At 54.1% G+C, this 15755-nt stretch carries 16 protein-coding genes and 1 tRNA gene; 10 read left to right on the top strand and 7 right to left on the bottom strand.

Annotation, left to right across the window (positions count from 1 at the left end; translation table 11 throughout):
* Positions 1 to 64 precede the first annotated feature (64 nt).
* Positions 65 to 141 (bottom strand) — tRNA-Met (locus VH86_RS18220).
* Positions 142 to 345: 204 nt separating this feature from the next.
* Between VH86_RS18220 and mltA the strand changes: the two genes are divergently transcribed.
* Together mltA and tcdA are read left to right on the top strand one after the other, a co-directional pair.
* On the top strand, positions 346 to 1494 hold the full coding sequence (mltA, locus tag VH86_RS18215) for a murein transglycosylase A (RefSeq protein WP_045833721.1): 1149 nt from the start codon (positions 346 to 348) through the stop codon (positions 1492 to 1494).
* A gap of 132 nt (positions 1495 to 1626) precedes the next feature.
* Complete coding sequence (gene tcdA, locus VH86_RS18210; RefSeq protein WP_045833720.1) at positions 1627 to 2433, top strand: tRNA cyclic N6-threonylcarbamoyladenosine(37) synthase TcdA; 807 nt, start codon at positions 1627 to 1629, stop codon at positions 2431 to 2433.
* Here the strand turns inward: tcdA and csdE are convergent.
* Complete coding sequence (gene csdE, locus VH86_RS18205) at positions 2421 to 2870, bottom strand: cysteine desulfurase sulfur acceptor subunit CsdE (protein ID WP_045833719.1); 450 nt, start codon at positions 2868 to 2870, stop codon at positions 2421 to 2423. The genes tcdA and csdE overlap by 13 nt on opposite strands.
* A gap of 4 nt (positions 2871 to 2874) precedes the next feature.
* Entirely contained in the window at positions 2875 to 4080 is a 1206-nt protein-coding gene (csdA, locus tag VH86_RS18200) for a cysteine desulfurase CsdA (protein ID WP_045833718.1), read from the bottom strand.
* A 208-nt stretch (positions 4081 to 4288) separates the two neighbouring features.
* Between csdA and VH86_RS18195 the strand changes: the two genes are divergently transcribed.
* The 4 genes from VH86_RS18195 (at position 4289) to rlmM (ending at position 7380) form a co-directional block, all read left to right on the top strand.
* The gene (locus VH86_RS18195; protein WP_034823084.1) at positions 4289 to 4513 is read left to right on the top strand and encodes a YgdI/YgdR family lipoprotein; all 225 of its coding nucleotides are present in this window, start codon (positions 4289 to 4291) and stop codon (positions 4511 to 4513) included.
* 410 nt (positions 4514 to 4923) lie between these two features.
* Positions 4924 to 5841 (top strand): transcriptional regulator GcvA, encoded by a 918-nt coding sequence (locus VH86_RS18190; RefSeq protein WP_045816412.1) that lies wholly within the window; start codon positions 4924 to 4926, stop codon positions 5839 to 5841.
* Between the two features lie 50 nt (positions 5842 to 5891).
* Positions 5892 to 6287, top strand: coding sequence for a DUF423 domain-containing protein (locus VH86_RS18185; RefSeq protein ID WP_034823080.1), 396 nt, complete (start codon positions 5892 to 5894; stop codon positions 6285 to 6287).
* Positions 6280 to 7380: a 23S rRNA (cytidine(2498)-2'-O)-methyltransferase RlmM gene (gene rlmM, locus VH86_RS18180; RefSeq protein WP_045816413.1), complete on the top strand. Its 1101-nt coding sequence runs from the start codon at positions 6280 to 6282 to the stop codon at positions 7378 to 7380. Before VH86_RS18185 ends, rlmM begins: the two co-directional genes overlap by 8 nt.
* 515 nt (positions 7381 to 7895) lie before the next feature.
* On the opposite strand, the gene xni is transcribed toward rlmM, so the two are convergent.
* The 3 genes from xni to queF all read right to left on the bottom strand — a co-directional run bounded on the left by xni (position 7896) and on the right by queF (position 11077).
* Entirely contained in the window at positions 7896 to 8651 is a 756-nt protein-coding gene (xni, locus tag VH86_RS18175; protein ID WP_045833717.1) for a flap endonuclease Xni, read from the bottom strand.
* 38 nt (positions 8652 to 8689) lie between these two features.
* Positions 8690 to 10045 carry a nucleotide 5'-monophosphate nucleosidase PpnN gene (gene ppnN, locus VH86_RS18170; protein ID WP_045833716.1) on the bottom strand — a complete coding sequence of 452 codons (1356 nt, stop codon included), beginning with the start codon at positions 10043 to 10045 and terminating at the stop codon, positions 8690 to 8692.
* A 186-nt stretch (positions 10046 to 10231) separates the two neighbouring features.
* Positions 10232 to 11077, bottom strand: coding sequence for an NADPH-dependent 7-cyano-7-deazaguanine reductase QueF (gene queF, locus VH86_RS18165; protein ID WP_045816415.1), 846 nt, complete (start codon positions 11075 to 11077; stop codon positions 10232 to 10234).
* A gap of 62 nt (positions 11078 to 11139) precedes the next feature.
* On the opposite strand from queF, the gene syd reads away from it, so the two are divergent.
* The 4 genes from syd (at position 11140) to VH86_RS18140 (ending at position 13841) form a co-directional block, all read left to right on the top strand.
* Positions 11140 to 11688 carry a SecY-interacting protein gene (gene syd, locus VH86_RS18160; protein ID WP_045833715.1) on the top strand — a complete coding sequence of 183 codons (549 nt, stop codon included), beginning with the start codon at positions 11140 to 11142 and terminating at the stop codon, positions 11686 to 11688.
* Between the two features lie 588 nt (positions 11689 to 12276).
* Complete coding sequence (locus VH86_RS18150; protein WP_045833713.1) at positions 12277 to 12603, top strand: YqcC family protein; 327 nt, start codon at positions 12277 to 12279, stop codon at positions 12601 to 12603.
* Positions 12603 to 13382 (top strand): tRNA pseudouridine(65) synthase TruC, encoded by a 780-nt coding sequence (truC, locus tag VH86_RS18145; protein ID WP_045816417.1) that lies wholly within the window; start codon positions 12603 to 12605, stop codon positions 13380 to 13382. The genes VH86_RS18150 and truC overlap by 1 nt, the downstream gene beginning before the upstream one ends.
* 12 nt (positions 13383 to 13394) lie before the next feature.
* Complete coding sequence (locus tag VH86_RS18140) at positions 13395 to 13841, top strand: flavodoxin (protein ID WP_038645126.1); 447 nt, start codon at positions 13395 to 13397, stop codon at positions 13839 to 13841.
* A 126-nt stretch (positions 13842 to 13967) separates the two neighbouring features.
* Here VH86_RS18140 and garD read toward each other — a convergent pair whose 3' ends face one another.
* Entirely contained in the window at positions 13968 to 15527 is a 1560-nt protein-coding gene (gene garD, locus VH86_RS18135; RefSeq protein WP_045833712.1) for a galactarate dehydratase, read from the bottom strand.
* Positions 15528 to 15755: the final 228 nt, after the last annotated feature.

The following is a 15755-nucleotide window of genomic DNA, read 5'->3' as shown; positions in this document are numbered from 1 at the left end:
CTCCACCCCGCGTCCGTCTGACGCGTTACACGACTTTCAAATTGTCTCTTCACTTAAGAAGAATTGGTTGCGGGGGCCGGATTCGAACCGACGACCTTCGGGTTATGAGCCCGACGAGCTACCAGGCTGCTCCACCCCGCGTCCGTGGATGCGCACTATACTCTCGACGCGCGGCGATGCAACCTCTTTTTGTGTTAAAGCCTTAAATTTACAGCCAGTTGGTGATTAATAGTGCCATTGGGCGATTAATTGTACAGATGTGAGCGCGGTATCTCGTGGCGGATTTCATTCTCTCTGCCCCTTTGCTATCGTCGCGGTGCAAACAACCGAGAAAAAGAGAAAGTGATGAAAGGACATTGGGCGAAGTATGCACTTACTGGCGCGTTTCTCGCGCTGTTAGCGGGTTGTAGTTCTAAACCGACTGACCGTGGTCAGCAATATATCGATGGCAAGCTGGAGCAACCGCTCGGGCTGGTCAATGAACCGAATGCCAAAGGGCGTCCGGTGAATGGCAGAGATTTTGGTGTGCAGATCCAGCAGATTCAGAGTGCCTCAAGCGGCTTATACAGTCGCAACACCGGCACTTACAGCGCCATCCAGAACTGGTTGCTCTCCGGCGCGGATACCCGTCAGCTGAGCCAGTTTGGCCTTAACGCTTATCAGATGGAAGGCACCGATAACTACGGTAACGTGCAGTTTACCGGCTACTACACGCCAGTGGTGGAAGCACGCTACACGCGTCAGGGAGAGTTCCAGTATCCCATTTACCGCATGCCACCGCGCACGCGCGGTCAGAAGTTGCCGAGCCGTGCTTCTATATACAGTGGCGGACTTGATGATCGTTACGTGATTGCCTGGAGCAACTCGCTGATCGACAACTTTATGATGGACGTGCAGGGCAGCGGTTACGTTGACTTCGGTGACGGTCGTCCACTGCGCTTCTTCGGCTACGGCGGCAAAAATGGCTGGGCCTATCACAGCATCGGCAAAGAGCTGATCGATCGCGGTGAAGTGAAGCGTGAAGATATGTCGATGCAGGCGATACGTCAGTGGGCACAGGAACATACGCCGGAACAAGTGCGTGATGTGCTGGAAACCAACCAATCCTTCGTGTTCTTTAAGCCGGAAGAGTACGTGCCGGTGCGCGGTGCCAGTGCGGTGCCGCTGATTGCCAAAGCCTCGGTGGCATCCGATCGTTCATTGATTCCCGCAGGCACGGCATTGTTAGCGGAAGTACCGCAGTTGAACGAGAAGGGCAAATTTAACGGCAAGTATGAGATGCGCCTGATGGTGGCACTGGATGTGGGTGGGGCGATCAAAGGCCAGCACTTCGACATCTATCAGGGTGTCGGTCCGGACGCTGCGCACCTTGCCGGATTCTACAACCACTATGGCCGCGTTTGGGTGCTGAAAGCCGCGCCAGGAGCAGGAAAGCCGCTGTTCAGCAATCCGCAAAATGGCAATAATGGTTCACTGATTATCGGGGCGAATTGATATTCTTCCCTGCGGCAAATCAGCGGGAGTATTCAGCTGATTTGCCATGGGTCGACAGTCTTCGCGATTCAACGCGTCCATCACTGTTTCTGTAGGGTGCGCATTCATGCGCACCGCATCAAAAGGTTTGATATGAAAGTAGTCAGCGATGCCTGGCGGCAACGTTTTGGCGGTACGGCACGTCTGTATGGGGAAGAGGCGCTGCAGCGTTTTGCCGACGCCCATTTTTGTGTGATTGGTATAGGCGGTGTCGGTTCGTGGTCTGCCGAAGCGTTAGCGCGCACCGGGATTGGTAAAATCACGCTGATCGATATGGACGACGTCTGCATCACCAACACCAATCGCCAGATCCACGCTCTGCAAGGCAAAGTAGGACAAGCGAAAACCGAGGTGATGGCGGAGCGTATTCGCGCCATAAACCCTGAGTGCGAAGTGATCTGTATTGATGATTTCATCACGCCGGATAACACCGCTGAGTTACTGTCAGCGGGTTTCGATTACGTGATTGATGCGATTGACAGCGTGCGCCCGAAAGCGGCGTTGATTGCCTGGTGTCGCCGTAACAAGATTCCGTTGATCACCACTGGCGGTGCGGGCGGGCAGATCGATCCGACGCAGATTCAGGTCAGCGATTTAGCCAAAACCATTCAGGATCCGCTGGCGGCGAAACTGCGTGAGCGTCTGAAAAGTGATTTTGGCGTCATCAAGAACAGCAAAGGCAAGCTAGGGATTGATTGCGTATTTTCCACTGAGGCACTGGTCTATCCGCAGTTGGATGGCAGCGTCTGTAGTTCGAAAAGTACCGCTGATGGCCCCAAACGCATGGACTGTGCGGCGGGCTTCGGTGCGGCCACTATGGTGACCGCCACTTTTGGTTTTATCGCAGTCTCGCACGCGTTGAAAAAATTTCTTGCACGCGCGGCGCGTCAGGCGGCTTGATGTGTCCGCGCGTGGCGCTGCACTGCATCTGCTAACGCCTGTAAACCACTGCTGCGCGAGGCGCTAAGCTGCGCACGCAGGCCTAAGGTATCAAACAACGCCAGCGGATCTTGTGCTAACAGATCCGCTGGCGTTTTGCCTTCCACCGCCGTCAGCAGCACCGCCAGCAAACCGCGTACGATGCGGCCTTCACTGTCACCGTAAAAGTGCAGCGTACCGTTCGGCAGCCGTTGGCTGCTCAGCCAGACACGATTTTCGCAACCGCTCAGCTCAATAGCTGCCGTCTTCACCTCATCTTCCAGAACTGGCAACTGGCGGCTGAGCTGGATCAACTGGCGATAGCGATCTTCCCACTGATGAAAATGGGTAAACTTTTCGGTCAGGCTGGCTTCAGTAATCACATCGCCAAAAGGATGTGGGCCGATCAGGGTAGTCATAACGTTATTCACTCAACAGGTCTACGGCATGATGCATGGCGCGCACCAGCGCATCCACATCCTGCAAATTATTATAGGGCGCGAATGACACGCGCAAGGTGCCGCTGACACCCAGTGCCGCCATTAATGGCTGGGCACAATGCTGTCCGGCGCGCAGGGCGATGTCTTGTTCTGCCAGCAGCGTGACAATATCGCTGTGGTGAATCTCCGCGATATCAAACGCCAGCAGACTGGCATTACCACAACGAAAACTGCGGAAGCCGGGAATCTCGCTTAATTGCTCTTCGGCGAGGCTGGCCAGTTGCTGGCTCCACATCTCTGCTTTTTCAGCGTGGTGATGCGACAGCCATTCCAGCGCCGCGCTCAGGCCCACCACGCCAGCCACATTGGGTGTGCCCGCTTCAAACCGCCACGGCACCGCCTGCGGTGTAAAGCCATCGAAGTCGACGTGCGTCAGCATTTTGCCGCCGCCTTGCCACGCATCCATCTCGTCCAGCAACTCGGCTTTGCCATATAGCGCGCCAATGCCCATTGGGCCATACAGCTTATGCGCGGAGAAGGCATAAAAGTCGATGTCCAGCGCCTGAACGTTGGGGGGAGCATGCACCACGCCCTGTGCGCCATCTACCATCACTTTGGCGCCAACATGATGCGCCAGGGTTATTGCCTGTGCCAGATCCGGACAGCCACCGGTGACATTCGACATTTGCCCAATCGCCAGCAGCTTAGTGCGTGCATTAAGCAAATCAGGCAGCAAGCGGATATCGGGTAGACGATCTGCACCAATCGGCCATTTCACCACCTTCGCGCCAGCAGCTTGCGCCACCATTAACCACGGCACCAGATTGGCGTGATGCTCCGCCTCGCTCACCACAATCTCGTCACCGTGTTGTAGGCGCGGTGCCAGCCAGCTGTTGGCTACCAGATTGATAGCCTCCGTGGTGCCACGCGTCCAGACAATCTGGCGGTCATCACCCGCCTGCAGCCATTTGGCCACCCGGCCGCGCGCCTGTTCATACTTCTCCGTCAGGTCGCGTGCTGATTTAAACTGGCTGCGATGCACGGTACCTGCGCTCAAGCTATAGAACTGCGACGTGGCGTCGATCACCGCCTGAGGCTTCAGGGTAGTGGCTGCGCTATCAAGATAAACGCCCGCATCGCTTAATGCAGGAAACTGCGCACGGAAGGCGGTTGGGGAGAAGATGGTCATACGAAACCCACTGTGTTCAATTTTAGGACCAGGCTGAAACCCGGCCGATTCGCTGGCAAAGCTGGAAAAGCGCGTTATGCTAATTATTGCAAGGTTTGAACCGCAACCCGCATAACGAATCGACCTTAACCAGTCGATTTCACTTTTTGCTGCCTCTGGTCAGCGCTTGCGGGTGGTTTAATGCAATCAATCTGCAAGGAGATAGAAGATGAAAAAACTCGCCGCAGTGCTGGCCGTGTGTACCATGGCCTTTACCCTGGCTGCTTGTTCCAGCAATTATGTCATGCATACCAATGATGGTCGCACCATTGTAGCGGACGGGAAACCGAAAGTTGACGATGAAACCGGTATGATCAGTTATAAAGATGCCAATGGCAACGAGCAGCAGATCAATCGTACAGATGTGAAAGAGATGGTTGAGATGGGTCAGTAAGCAGCAAGCCAAAAAATTTCCCGGAGAAATTTTTACGTCGCTTCAGTGACGGCCCTCATGGGGGTACACAGGGATGTGTAGGACAAAAAAAAGCACCGCAATTTGCGGTGCTACATAAAATCACTTGGACAGACAGGGTAAATCTACAGGAATTAAAAGTTTGATCTGCAATCGTCAGATCAAAATGCAAACACAACATCACGACCACAAGCCAAAAGCTCTCCAAAAGTCTGCGATCTCTCGCACGTTTCCAGAAATCTTTTCGTTCCGGCTCAGGAAGTGCGGCAACTATAGGTATTTGCTGGAGCTTCCTCAACGGACAAATTATAATGTCTCGGATTAAAATAACTAATACGTAACGACCTTGTATAAGTCGGACTGTTACCTTGTGAATCCGCTGATGGAAAACCATGTCTAAACGCCTTCCACCGCTTAATGCTTTACGCGTCTTCGATGCTGCAGCCCGCCATTTAAGCTTTACAAAAGCCGCTGAAGAGCTGTTTGTCACCCAGGCAGCTGTTAGCCACCAGATTAAATCTCTGGAAGATTTCCTCGGTCTTAAACTATTTCGACGGAGGAATCGTTCGCTTTTGCTGACAGAAGAAGGTCAAAGCTACTATCTGGATATTAAAGAGATCTTCTCGGCGATCAACGATGCGACGCGTAAACTTCAGGCGCGCAGCGCGAAGGGTGCTTTAACCGTCAGTCTGTTGCCCAGCTTTGCCATTCAATGGCTGGTGCCACGTCTTTCCAGCTTTAATATGGCTTATCCGGGCATCGATGTGCGTATTCAGGCGGTGGACCGCGATGAAGAGAAACTGGCCGATGATGTTGATGTGGCGATTTTCTATGGGCGCGGTAACTGGCCGGGCCTGCGCGTCGAGAAACTGTATGCCGAATATTTGCTGCCGGTCTGCTCGCCCATGTTTCTCACTGGCGACCATCCGCTTAAAACGCCCGCCGATCTGGCGCACTTTACGCTGCTGCATGATGCTTCGCGCCGCGACTGGCAATCCTATATCCGTCAGCTAGGATTGCAGCACATTAATGTGCAGCAGGGGCCGATCTTCAGCCATAGCGCGATGGTGCTTCAGGCGGCGATTCACGGCCAGGGCGTGGCGCTGGCGAATAATGTGATGGCGCAGAGTGAAATTGAAGCTGGACGGCTGGTCTGTCCATTTAATGACGTGTTAGTCAGTAAAAACGCTTTTTATCTGGTTTGTCATGACAGCCAGGCAGAACTGGGTAAAATAGCCGCCTTTCGTCAGTGGATCCTGGAAAAAGCCGCAGCTGAACAAGAAAAATTCCGCTTTCGCTACGATCACTAACGCGTTGAGTGCTGCACAGTGATGTGCAGTTTCATCCTGAGGAACAATGAATGTCCAGTCGTGCCATGTTTGTGTTTGCCGCCATCAGCGGATTTCTGCTGGTGGCCTTTGGTGCTTTTGGGGCACACGTGCTGAGCAAATCGCTCGGCCCGGCGGAAATGGCTTGGATCCACACCGGTCTTGAATATCAGGCCTATCACACATTGGCGGTGATCGGTCTGGGTGCAGCCATGCTGCGCCGCGCCAATATCTGGTTTTACTGGAGCAGCGCCGCGCTGGCGCTCGGCACCGTGTTATTCAGTGGCAGCCTTTATTGCTTAGCGCTGTCGCACTTGAAGTTTTGGGTTTTTGTTACGCCAGTGGGAGGATTGTTTTTCCTGATTGGCTGGTTCTTGATGTTGATTGGCGCATTGCGTCTTAAACGAAAGGCGGATCGCCATGAATAAAGTTTTACTCTATTGCCGTCCTGGCTTTGAGAAAGAGTGTGCAGCGGAGATCAGTGCCAAAGCCGCTGAGCGCGAAGTATACGGTTTTGCCCGCGTTAAAGATGATTCCGGCTACGTGCTCTATGAGTGCTATCAGCAGGAAGATGCGGAAAAGCTGATTCAAACACTGCCGTTTGCCGAGCTGATTTTTGCCCGTCAGATGCTGGTGGTAGGCGAACTGCTGCGCGATTTACCGCCAGAAGATCGTATTACCCCGATTGTCGGCATGTTAACGGGTGTGGTGGAGAAGGGCGGTGAGCTGCGCGTTGAAGTGCCGGATACTAATGAAGCGAAAGAACTGACCAAGTTTTGCCGTAAGTTAACCGTGCCGCTGCGCGCCAGCCTGCGTGAGAGTAAAATCCTGCTCAACTACGAGTCGCCGAAACGCCCAGTGATACATGTGTTCTTTATTGCTCCGGGTACCTGCTATGTCGGTTATTCGCTGCCAGAGAACAACTCCCCGTTCTATATGGGGATACCGCGCCTCAAGTTTCCGTCGGATGCGCCAAGCCGTTCAACGCTGAAACTGGAGGAAGCGTTTCATGTCTTCATCCCGGCCGATGAGTGGGATGAGCGTTTGGGCAGCGGCATGTATGCCGTGGATCTGGGTGCTTGCCCTGGCGGCTGGACTTATCAACTGGTCAAACGCAGCATGTGGGTTTACGCCGTAGATAACGGTCCGATGGCGCCCAGCCTTATGGATACCGGGCAAGTCACGCACTGCCGTGAAGATGGTTTCAAATACCGCCCATCGCGCAATAACATCAGCTGGCTGGTGTGTGACATGGTGGAAAAACCCGTTCGCGTCGCCAGTTTGATGACGGAGTGGCTGGTCAATGGCTGGTGCCGTGAAGCAATCTTCAACCTCAAATTGCCAATGAAAAAGCGTTATGAAGAGGTCACGCAAAATCTGGCTATGATGGATGCGGCGTTGAAAGAGAAGGGAGTGAATGCCCAGATTCAGGCGCGCCAGCTGTATCACGACCGTGAAGAGATTACCGTGCATGTGCGCCGGCTTTGGGCAGCAGTAGGCGGCCGTCGCGACGAACGCTAATCCTGCTTCATACTTTGCACTACAGCCGCGTTGGCTGCGCTTGCTCGCCCCGGTCACATACTGATGTATGCTCCCGGGGACTCTCGCACTTGCCGCCTTGCTGCAGCACAAATTATTTCGCAGGATGCATTTCCCGTCATACTTCGCGCCACAGGTGCGTTGGCTACGTTTATACGCCCCAGTCACATACTGATGTATGGTCCCGGGGACTCACGCACTTGCCGATCCTGCTTCATACTTTGCACTTCAGCGGCGTTGGCAGCGCTTTTTCGCCCCGGTCACATACTGACGTATGCTCCCGGGGACTCTCGCGCTTGCCGCCTTGCTGTAGCACAAATTATTTCGCAGGATCTCTCGCGTTATACTCGTAGTAGCACAATTTTTTGCACTTACCACTTACCACTTACCACTTACCACTTACCACTTACCACTTACCACTTACCACTTACCACTTACCACTACCACCTATCTAGAGATTCGCGTGTTTATGTGGCAGAGGGTGCTGCACCCGGCATTCACGCCTTATACCGCAACGTATTTAAATTCCCCTGCAAGACCAAATCGCGTTTAAGCGTTGAGACCTGGCGGCAAATCTCAGCTATCTGCTGATGGTCGCGCAATTTTTTCTGCCACTTTTCAGGAATCTGGTCGAACTGCTGATAAATAGCTTCAAGGGTGCCGAACTGCGTGAGTAAATCGCGGGCGCTTTTGGGGCCAATGCTGGTGACGCCGGGAATTTTGCTGCTGCTGATGCCGCACAATCCCCAGTAATCAGGTAATTGTGCAGGCGTGACGCCAAACTCGTGCTCGATGAAAGGCACGTCCAGCCAGCGTTTCTGGAAATAATCACGGATGCGGATATTCGGCGCTAAAAGCTGGCAATAGCCTTTGTCGGTGGAGACGATAGTTGCCTGATGTCCGGCATCGGCCATTTTCACCGCCAGCGTGGCGGCGAGATCGTCGGCTTCATCGAGATCGGCGACCCAGCAACGCACGCCGACAGCCTCAAAGGCCTGCTGGATAACGGGCATCTCCATCTGCAAATCATCCGGCATCGGTGGGCGGCCCGCTTTGTAGTCGGGTAGCAGCTGATGCCGCCAGCCAGGGTGACGATCGTGGCTATCAAATACCGCGACGACGTGCGTCGGTTGCGTGTGGCCTAATAGCTGATGCAGCGCTGCGATGCAGGCTTCGCGGCAGGGCGTGCCTTGCACGGCATGCAAACGGCGGATCAGGTTCAGCGCATCAATAATCAGAAGATGAAACGACATAGTGATAGTGGCAGCCCGCAGGCTGCCTTCCTGATGGGTTATTTAATGATTTCGTAGCAGGGGATGTAGGCGCTGCCTGGCAACTTCATACGCTGCTGGGCGACGAAGCCCTGCAGCAGTTCATCCATGCGATGCATAATGTCGGCGTCGCCGTGCAGTTTGTAAGGCCCCTTCTCGCGGATTTCGCGAATGCCGACCTCCTTAACGTTGCCGGCAACAATACCAGAGAAAGCGCGACGCAAATCTGCAGCCAGTTTTTCCGCTGGCTGGTTCGGGAACAGTTTCAGGTTAGCCATGTTTTCGTGCGTCGGTACAAACGGTACCTGCAACTCTGGCGCGATGCGAATCGACCAGTTAAAACTGTAGGCATCGCCAGTTTCGCGACGATACTCTTTGACCTGCGGCATGGCCTTCTTCATCAGACGTGCCACTTCAGCAGCATCATCAATGATGATCTTGTAGTGCTGACGTGCGGTTTCACCCAGCGTATTAACGATGAAATCATCCAGCACCCGGAAGTAGTCGGCGCTCTCTTTCGGGCCGGTGAGAATCAGCGGCAGGACCTGGTCGCTGTTGTGTGGATTCATCAGGATCCCCAACAGATACAGCAACTCTTCTGCGGTGCCGACACCACCCGGGAAGATCACGATGCCATGGGCAATACGTACAAACGCCTCAAGACGCTTTTCGATATCCGGCATGATGATCAGTTCATTCACCAGCGGATTTGGGGGCTCAGCCGCGATAATTGACGGTTCGGTCAGGCCAATGAAACGACTGTCGTGGTAGCGTTGCTGTGCATGACCTACTGCGGCACCTTTCATCGGCGCTTCCATCACGCCAGGTCCACAGCCGGTGCAGATGTTGAGTTCACGCAGGCCCATTTGCGTGCCGACATTGCGGCAATACTGATACTCCACTGCGTTAATCGAGTGACCACCCCAGCACACCACGGTGTTGGGATATTCACCAATGTGCAGCGCACGCGCGTTACGCAGAATTGAAAACACCTGATTCGTGATGTGAGCGGAATCGTCAGCGTTTTTCTGATCGCTGCGCTCAAGCTGGCCATTCACAAACAGAATATCGCGTAGCACGGCAAACAGGTTGGCCTGCAATGAGCGGATAATACGGCCATCAACAAAGGCTTCTTCCGGCGGATTAATCAGTTCGAGTTTGACGCCACGCTCACGGCGCAGCACGTTGATGTCGAAATTTTCAAAACGGGAGAGCAGTTCCTGACTACTGTCGGTCTGGCTGCCGGAGTTGAGCACCGCGAGTGAGCAGTTGCGAAAAAGCTGGTAAAGGTCGCTGCTGGCCGTTTGCTTCAGCATGTCGACTTCCAACTGGGAGAGCAGATCCATTGAGCCAAGCGGGCTGATATGTGTAATCAAGAGAACTCCTTTACACGCAAATGCGTGACGGGTGACGCTGCGCTTAACTTGCTGAACGCAGTGACGAAAATCCTTCGGAACGCAGGTTTAAACCTTAGCGCCTTTGACAGAGTAACGTTGTCCGCAGTGAATGCTCAAGTGGAACCGCGCATCCGTGCTGCGGCCTGCGAGGCGTCTCGCAATCTGTTACTGACGTACCAGGCGGGAAAACCCAGGAGAGAAGGGAACGTTGCTGCGCCACGGATTAATATCCAGTCCACCACGGCGCGTATAACGAGCATAAACGGTCAGGGATTCTGGTTGGCAAAAGCGTTGAATGTCGTTGAAAATGCGCTCAACGCACTGTTCATGGAACTCATTGTGCTGACGGAATGAGATCAGGTAACGCAGCAGGGCTTCACGATCGATACGTGGGCCTTTGTAGCGAATCATTACGGAACCCCAATCAGGCTGATGGGTGATCAAACAGTTGGATTTCAGCAAATGGCTCACCAGCGTTTCTTCCACCACTTCACTGCCCGCAGCCTGCGCTAAATAATCGGCGTTAAAAGCATAGTCGTGAATCTCGATATCCTGCTCGTCGATGACATCGCCATTGAAATGGCCGATTGGCTGGCCTTCCACTTCGCCCAGACGGAACAGTGCCACGCTGACTTCGCCATTAGCGCAGGCGCGCAGATCACGTTCGAGTGTCTGGCGCACGTCGCCCCAGTCCGCGAAACGCGTCTGGTTAAAGCTGTTAAGATAGAGCTTAAAGCTCTTGGACTCGATCAGGTTTTCGCTATCAGCGCGCAGCACCACTTCGCCCACCGCCACCTGCGGCACGCCCTTGCTGTTGAGCCAGGAGAGTTCGTACAGCGTCCAGATATCTGCGCCCTGGAACGGCAGATTATCCGGGTAGAGCCCCAGCGGTTCACGATTCAGGCTGCGCGGCACCGATTGCAGCAGCGTGTTATCGTAACGATCAACATAAGCCGTGGGCTTACCTAACGTCAGGCCGCTTAACGCCTGATCGCGGTTTTCAGAAGACATATCGGTTACCACTAAATTCCATCAAAGTGGCTAAGTGTAACCGATCACAAGCGAGAAGAAGAATGATGCAACAAACCGCAGACGCCCTGCGTGAGTTTACCGCCCGTTATGTGCAACATTGGCAGCAGCAGGCTGGACATCTGCCGGCAAGCACGGATCTACTGGGGGTGCCATCCCCCTGTATTGTCAGCACACTGGATGATCGTGTGTTGTGGCAACCACAACCGTTCACCTTGCCAGCCACGCTGGAAGCGGTTGAGCGTGCACTGGATATCCAGTTGCAATCGGAAATCAGTGCTTTTTACACGTCGCAGTTTGCCGGGGATATGACCGCAACCTTTCAGCAGCAGCAGATTACCTTGTTACAGGTGTGGAGCGAATCAGACTTTACCCGCTTGCAGGAGAATCTGATTGGACATCTGATCATGAAGCGCCGCTTAAAACAGAGTCCAACATTATTCATTGCGACGACTGAATCGGAGCAGGATGTGATTGCTCTGTGTAACCTTTCCGGTGAAGTGATTCTGGAACAGCCTGGTAGTAAAAAGCGTCAGGTACTGGCTGCGAGCATTAAGATATTTCTTAATGATTTACAACCGGTTAGTGCCTGAGTGACAGACTTCGCTGGCGAGGCTTGTAAGAGATCTCTCACATTAGGTGTGAGAGATCGCTTGATCATTTTGCAGCCATCCGGAAAACAAGGATGTAAAAATATTGTGAATCATAAGCTTATGGCATCACTCCTAAAATTAGTAGTGTGAGAAATCTATTAACGCGTCTTACTAACTTGTTATTACGATGGTTTCTGACAGAATAGTCACCACTGGCAGGATGCTGGGGATGAAGAGACATTCAGGAGAATGTCAGCCAGGAGGCAGGAACGTAACGGAGTTTACGGCACATGGAAGGCTTCTGGATGAAGCAGGACACTCAGGATTGAGTCAGGGACACCTCCAGGACGGAGAATGAGAGCCACGCGGATTGTGGTGGGCCAGGATGCTAAGGATAACTGTCACGATGACAGGCAATGGAAAGCAGAGGACGAGTTGTCATGGATGAGCAGGGAGCACAGCGGTGGCGGGAATGCTGCGAACGAAACCGGGAGCACTGTAATCACAGTGCTCCCTTTTTTTATGCTTTTTTGCACGTTGAACGACTAATGGTATGCTTGCCGCCCAATTTTTCTCTGGAGGTGGCGTATGTCGTCGCACATGATTATTCAACAGCTGCAGCAGATCGAAGCGGTGATGCGCGAACACGGCCACTGGCAGACGCAATCCCCTGAGCCGGCAGCCTTCGCCAGTACCGAGCCTTTTTGCCTCAATACCATGGAGCCGCTGGAGTGGCTGCAGTGGGTACTCATCCCACGTTTCCATGCGTTAATCGAAGCCGGTGCGCCGCTTCCGCAAAATTTCTCTGTAACGCCTTACTATGAAGTGGCGTTACCTGCCACCACACCCGGCCATGCGGTCCTGTTGCTGACATTAGGCCTGTTCGATGCGCTTTTTCAGGACCCGACCTCTTAATGCTGGAAATCCTTTATCAAGATGAATGGCTGGTCGCCGTCAACAAACCGTCCGGCTGGCTGGTGCATCGTAGTTGGCTCGATCGCGACGAAAAAGTGGTGGTGATGCAAACGGTACGCGATCAAATTGGTCAGCACGTATTTACCGTGCATCGCCTCGATCGCCCCACCTCCGGCGTGCTGTTAATGGCGCTCTCCAGCGAAGTGGCGCATTTACTGTCGCAGCAGTTCGAGCAGCATAAAATGCAGAAAACCTATCACGCGGTGGTGCGTGGTTGGCTGGATGGCAGCGCGACACTCGACTACCCGCTGGTCGAAGAGCTGGATAAGATTGCCGATAAGTTCGCGACTCAGGAACGTACCGCGCAGCCTGCCGTCACTGATTATCGCTCACTGGCGCAAGTAGAAATGCCGGTGGCGATCAGCCGTTACGACAGCGCGCGTTATACCCTGGTGGAGATGTCGCCGCATACCGGCCGTAAACATCAGCTTCGCCGCCATATGGTGCATCTGCGCCACCCGATTATTGGCGATAGCGCCCATGGTGATTTGCGGCAGAATCGGGGGGCAGCAGAGCACTTTGGTATGAATCGATTGATGCTGCATGCCAGTGCGCTGAGCCTGACGCATCCGGTCACCGGAGAACCTCTGGTGATTCGCGCCGGGCTCGATCGCGTCTGGCAAGGCATGCTGCAACAGTTTGGCTGGCAGGATCAGATCCCTGAGGTTCCCAGGGTTGAGTTTGCCGACGAGGCAGTCCAGGATAAGCCAACAGAATAAAGGAGCAGCAAGATGGCAAAGATTGGCATTTTTACAGGTACGGTTTACGGCAATGCATTGCTGGTGGCGGAAGAAGCGCAGCCGGTACTGGAAGAGCAGGGCCACGAAGTTAAAGTTTTTGAGGATGCCTCACTGGCGGATTGGCAGGCTTACAGCCAGGAGGTCATTCTGATTGTCACCTCCACCACTGGACAGGGCGACTTCCCGGACAATATTGCCCGCTTGTATGTGCAGGTACGCGATGAGGTGGGGTATCAGCCAGCGTTGCGCTACGGCGTGATTGCGCTGGGTGATAGCAGCTATGAAAACTTCTGCGGCGCGGGCAAAACTTTTGATGCCACCTTGCAGGAACAAAGCGCCAAACGCATCGGTGATGTGTTGCTGGTGGATGCCACTGAAGATCCAGAACCTGAGTCAGTGACCACGCCGTGGGTCGAGAGCTGGGGTAAACTGCTGTAATTCTGCCTTCGCGTTGGCTCTTGCAAGCGACCATAGGCAATCTAAAGAGCCTGAAAATGAGGTGATGATTTTTCAGGCACCCCAGATTGTTCCCCTCTCCGATGTTGGGAGAGGGGCAGATGACCCTCAGGTCACCGGTGCCGGATTAAAAACCGCCAGCTGATTGCGAATGCCCCAGCGATCGGACCAGGTTTGTTTGCGACCACTGGCGATATCCAGAATCAACTCAAACAACCGCCAGCCCACCTGCTCAATACTCTCCTCGCCGGTGGCAATAGTGCCCGCATTGATATCCATCAGATCGTGCCAGCGGTCAGCCAGCGCATTGCGTGTCGCCATTTTAATCACCGGAATCGCAGCCAAACCGTAGGGTGTGCCGCGTCCAGTAGTAAACACCTGCAAGGTAATACCTGACGCCATCTGCTGGGTGCCGCAGACAAAATCACTGGCCGGTGTCGCCGCGTAGATTAAACCGCGTTGAGTCGGGCGCTGTCCGGGTGACAACACTTCTACAATCGGACTGCGTCCTGATTTGGCAATCGATCCCAGCGCTTTCTCCACCACGTTCGCCAGGCCGCCTTTCTTATTACCCGGCGAGGGATTGGCACTGCGGTCGGTTTGGCCCTGGCTGAGATAATCGTCATACCACGCCATCTCTTCCAGCAGACGTTTACCCACATTTTCATCGATCACGCGCGGCGTCAGCAGATGTATTGCATCACGCACCTCGGTGACCTCAGAAAACATCACGGTGGCGCCACAGCGCACCAGCAAATCCGAGGCGAAGCCGACAGCCGGGTTGGCGGTGACGCCGGAAAACGCATCGCTGCCGCCGCACTGCGTGCCAATCACCAGTTCTGATGCCGGGCAGATTTCGCGCTGGCGCTGATTAAGCTTCTTCAAATGGCGTTCGGCGACCTGCAGAATTTCATCGACCATCGCGCCGAAACCGACATGCCGTTCATCCTGCAAACGCACAATGTCATGATCATCCAGCGAGATGGCCTGCACATCCGGCGTGCCGGTCAGCAGACGCTCCGGCTGTAATTTCTCGCAGCCGAGACTGACAATCATCACTTCCCCCCCAAAATTGGGGTTCAGCGCGAGGTTATGGATAGTGCGGATCGGCACCACCGCAGCGGGCGCATTAATCGCTACACCACAGCCATAAAGATGATTGAGTGCCACTACGCCATCCACGTTGGGATAGCGTGGCAGCAGATCGCGCTCGATCATTTGCACCACGTAATCCACTACGCCAGCCACACAGTGCACGCTGGTGGTGATACCGAGCAGATTGCGCGTTCCGACGCTGCCATCGGCGTTGCGATAACCCTCAAAGGTGTAACCTTCGAGCGGTGGCAGAGCGGGGGGCACATTGTTCGCCAGGGGCAAACTGTTGAGCGGAGGCGCTTCGGGTAGCGCCACCAGAGATTCTTCAATCCAGCTCCCTTGCGCAATCGGGCGCAAGGCGGTGCCAATCACTTCGCCGTAGCGCAGGATGACGCCGTTTTCAGGAATATCCACCAGCGCCACTTTATGTCCCTGCGGGACATGTTCCGTCAGCTGCAGGCCATCTTCAAAGCGGGTGCCAGCCGGCAATCCCTGATTGTTGACCACGATCGCCACGTTGTCGGCATCGTGTACTTTTATATAAAGCGGTTTCTCTGTTAGCGGTCGGTTCATTGCTCACCTTCCAGTGCGTCGCGCTGTGCATGGCAGCGCGTTGTAAATGCTTCTATCACGTCATCATTTTTTGCCAGCCTCAGTATATGCAGGGGTATTGGCCAGCGCATTGTGCAACTGACTGGCTTTTGGTGGTTTTAATCGCGGAGTTTGGTTCGTTTATCCAAATACAAGTGAACGGACTCACAAAGCGCAGGTTAGCTGGCTGCTTCTTAATCAATTCATGGG

This window comes from Pantoea sp. BL1 (assembly GCF_000963985.1).
Lineage (GTDB): Bacteria > Pseudomonadota > Gammaproteobacteria > Enterobacterales > Enterobacteriaceae > Pantoea > Pantoea rwandensis_B.
Note: the sequence above shows the minus strand (reverse complement) of the source record. Positions and strands in the feature narration are given on the sequence as shown.

What these genes read in the sequence shown, in the direction of transcription:
- mltA (WP_045833721.1), top strand. Translation starts at nt 346, where the DNA reads ATGAAAGGACATTGGGCGAAGTATGCACTTACTGGCGCGTTTCTCGCG.
- tcdA (WP_045833720.1), top strand. Translation starts at nt 1,627, where the DNA reads ATGAAAGTAGTCAGCGATGCCTGGCGGCAACGTTTTGGCGGTACGGCA.
- csdE (WP_045833719.1), bottom strand. Translation starts at nt 2,870, where the DNA reads ATGACTACCCTGATCGGCCCACATCCTTTTGGCGATGTGATTACTGAA.
- csdA (WP_045833718.1), bottom strand. Translation starts at nt 4,080, where the DNA reads ATGACCATCTTCTCCCCAACCGCCTTCCGTGCGCAGTTTCCTGCATTA.
- VH86_RS18195 (WP_034823084.1), top strand. Translation starts at nt 4,289, where the DNA reads ATGAAAAAACTCGCCGCAGTGCTGGCCGTGTGTACCATGGCCTTTACC.
- VH86_RS18190 (WP_045816412.1), top strand. Translation starts at nt 4,924, where the DNA reads ATGTCTAAACGCCTTCCACCGCTTAATGCTTTACGCGTCTTCGATGCT.
- VH86_RS18185 (WP_034823080.1), top strand. Translation starts at nt 5,892, where the DNA reads ATGTCCAGTCGTGCCATGTTTGTGTTTGCCGCCATCAGCGGATTTCTG.
- rlmM (WP_045816413.1), top strand. Translation starts at nt 6,280, where the DNA reads ATGAATAAAGTTTTACTCTATTGCCGTCCTGGCTTTGAGAAAGAGTGT.
- xni (WP_045833717.1), bottom strand. Translation starts at nt 8,651, where the DNA reads ATGTCGTTTCATCTTCTGATTATTGATGCGCTGAACCTGATCCGCCGT.
- queF (WP_045816415.1), bottom strand. Translation starts at nt 11,077, where the DNA reads ATGTCTTCTGAAAACCGCGATCAGGCGTTAAGCGGCCTGACGTTAGGT.
- syd (WP_045833715.1), top strand. Translation starts at nt 11,140, where the DNA reads ATGATGCAACAAACCGCAGACGCCCTGCGTGAGTTTACCGCCCGTTAT.
- VH86_RS18150 (WP_045833713.1), top strand. Translation starts at nt 12,277, where the DNA reads ATGTCGTCGCACATGATTATTCAACAGCTGCAGCAGATCGAAGCGGTG.
- truC (WP_045816417.1), top strand. Translation starts at nt 12,603, where the DNA reads ATGCTGGAAATCCTTTATCAAGATGAATGGCTGGTCGCCGTCAACAAA.
- VH86_RS18140 (WP_038645126.1), top strand. Translation starts at nt 13,395, where the DNA reads ATGGCAAAGATTGGCATTTTTACAGGTACGGTTTACGGCAATGCATTG.
- garD (WP_045833712.1), bottom strand. Translation starts at nt 15,527, where the DNA reads ATGAACCGACCGCTAACAGAGAAACCGCTTTATATAAAAGTACACGAT.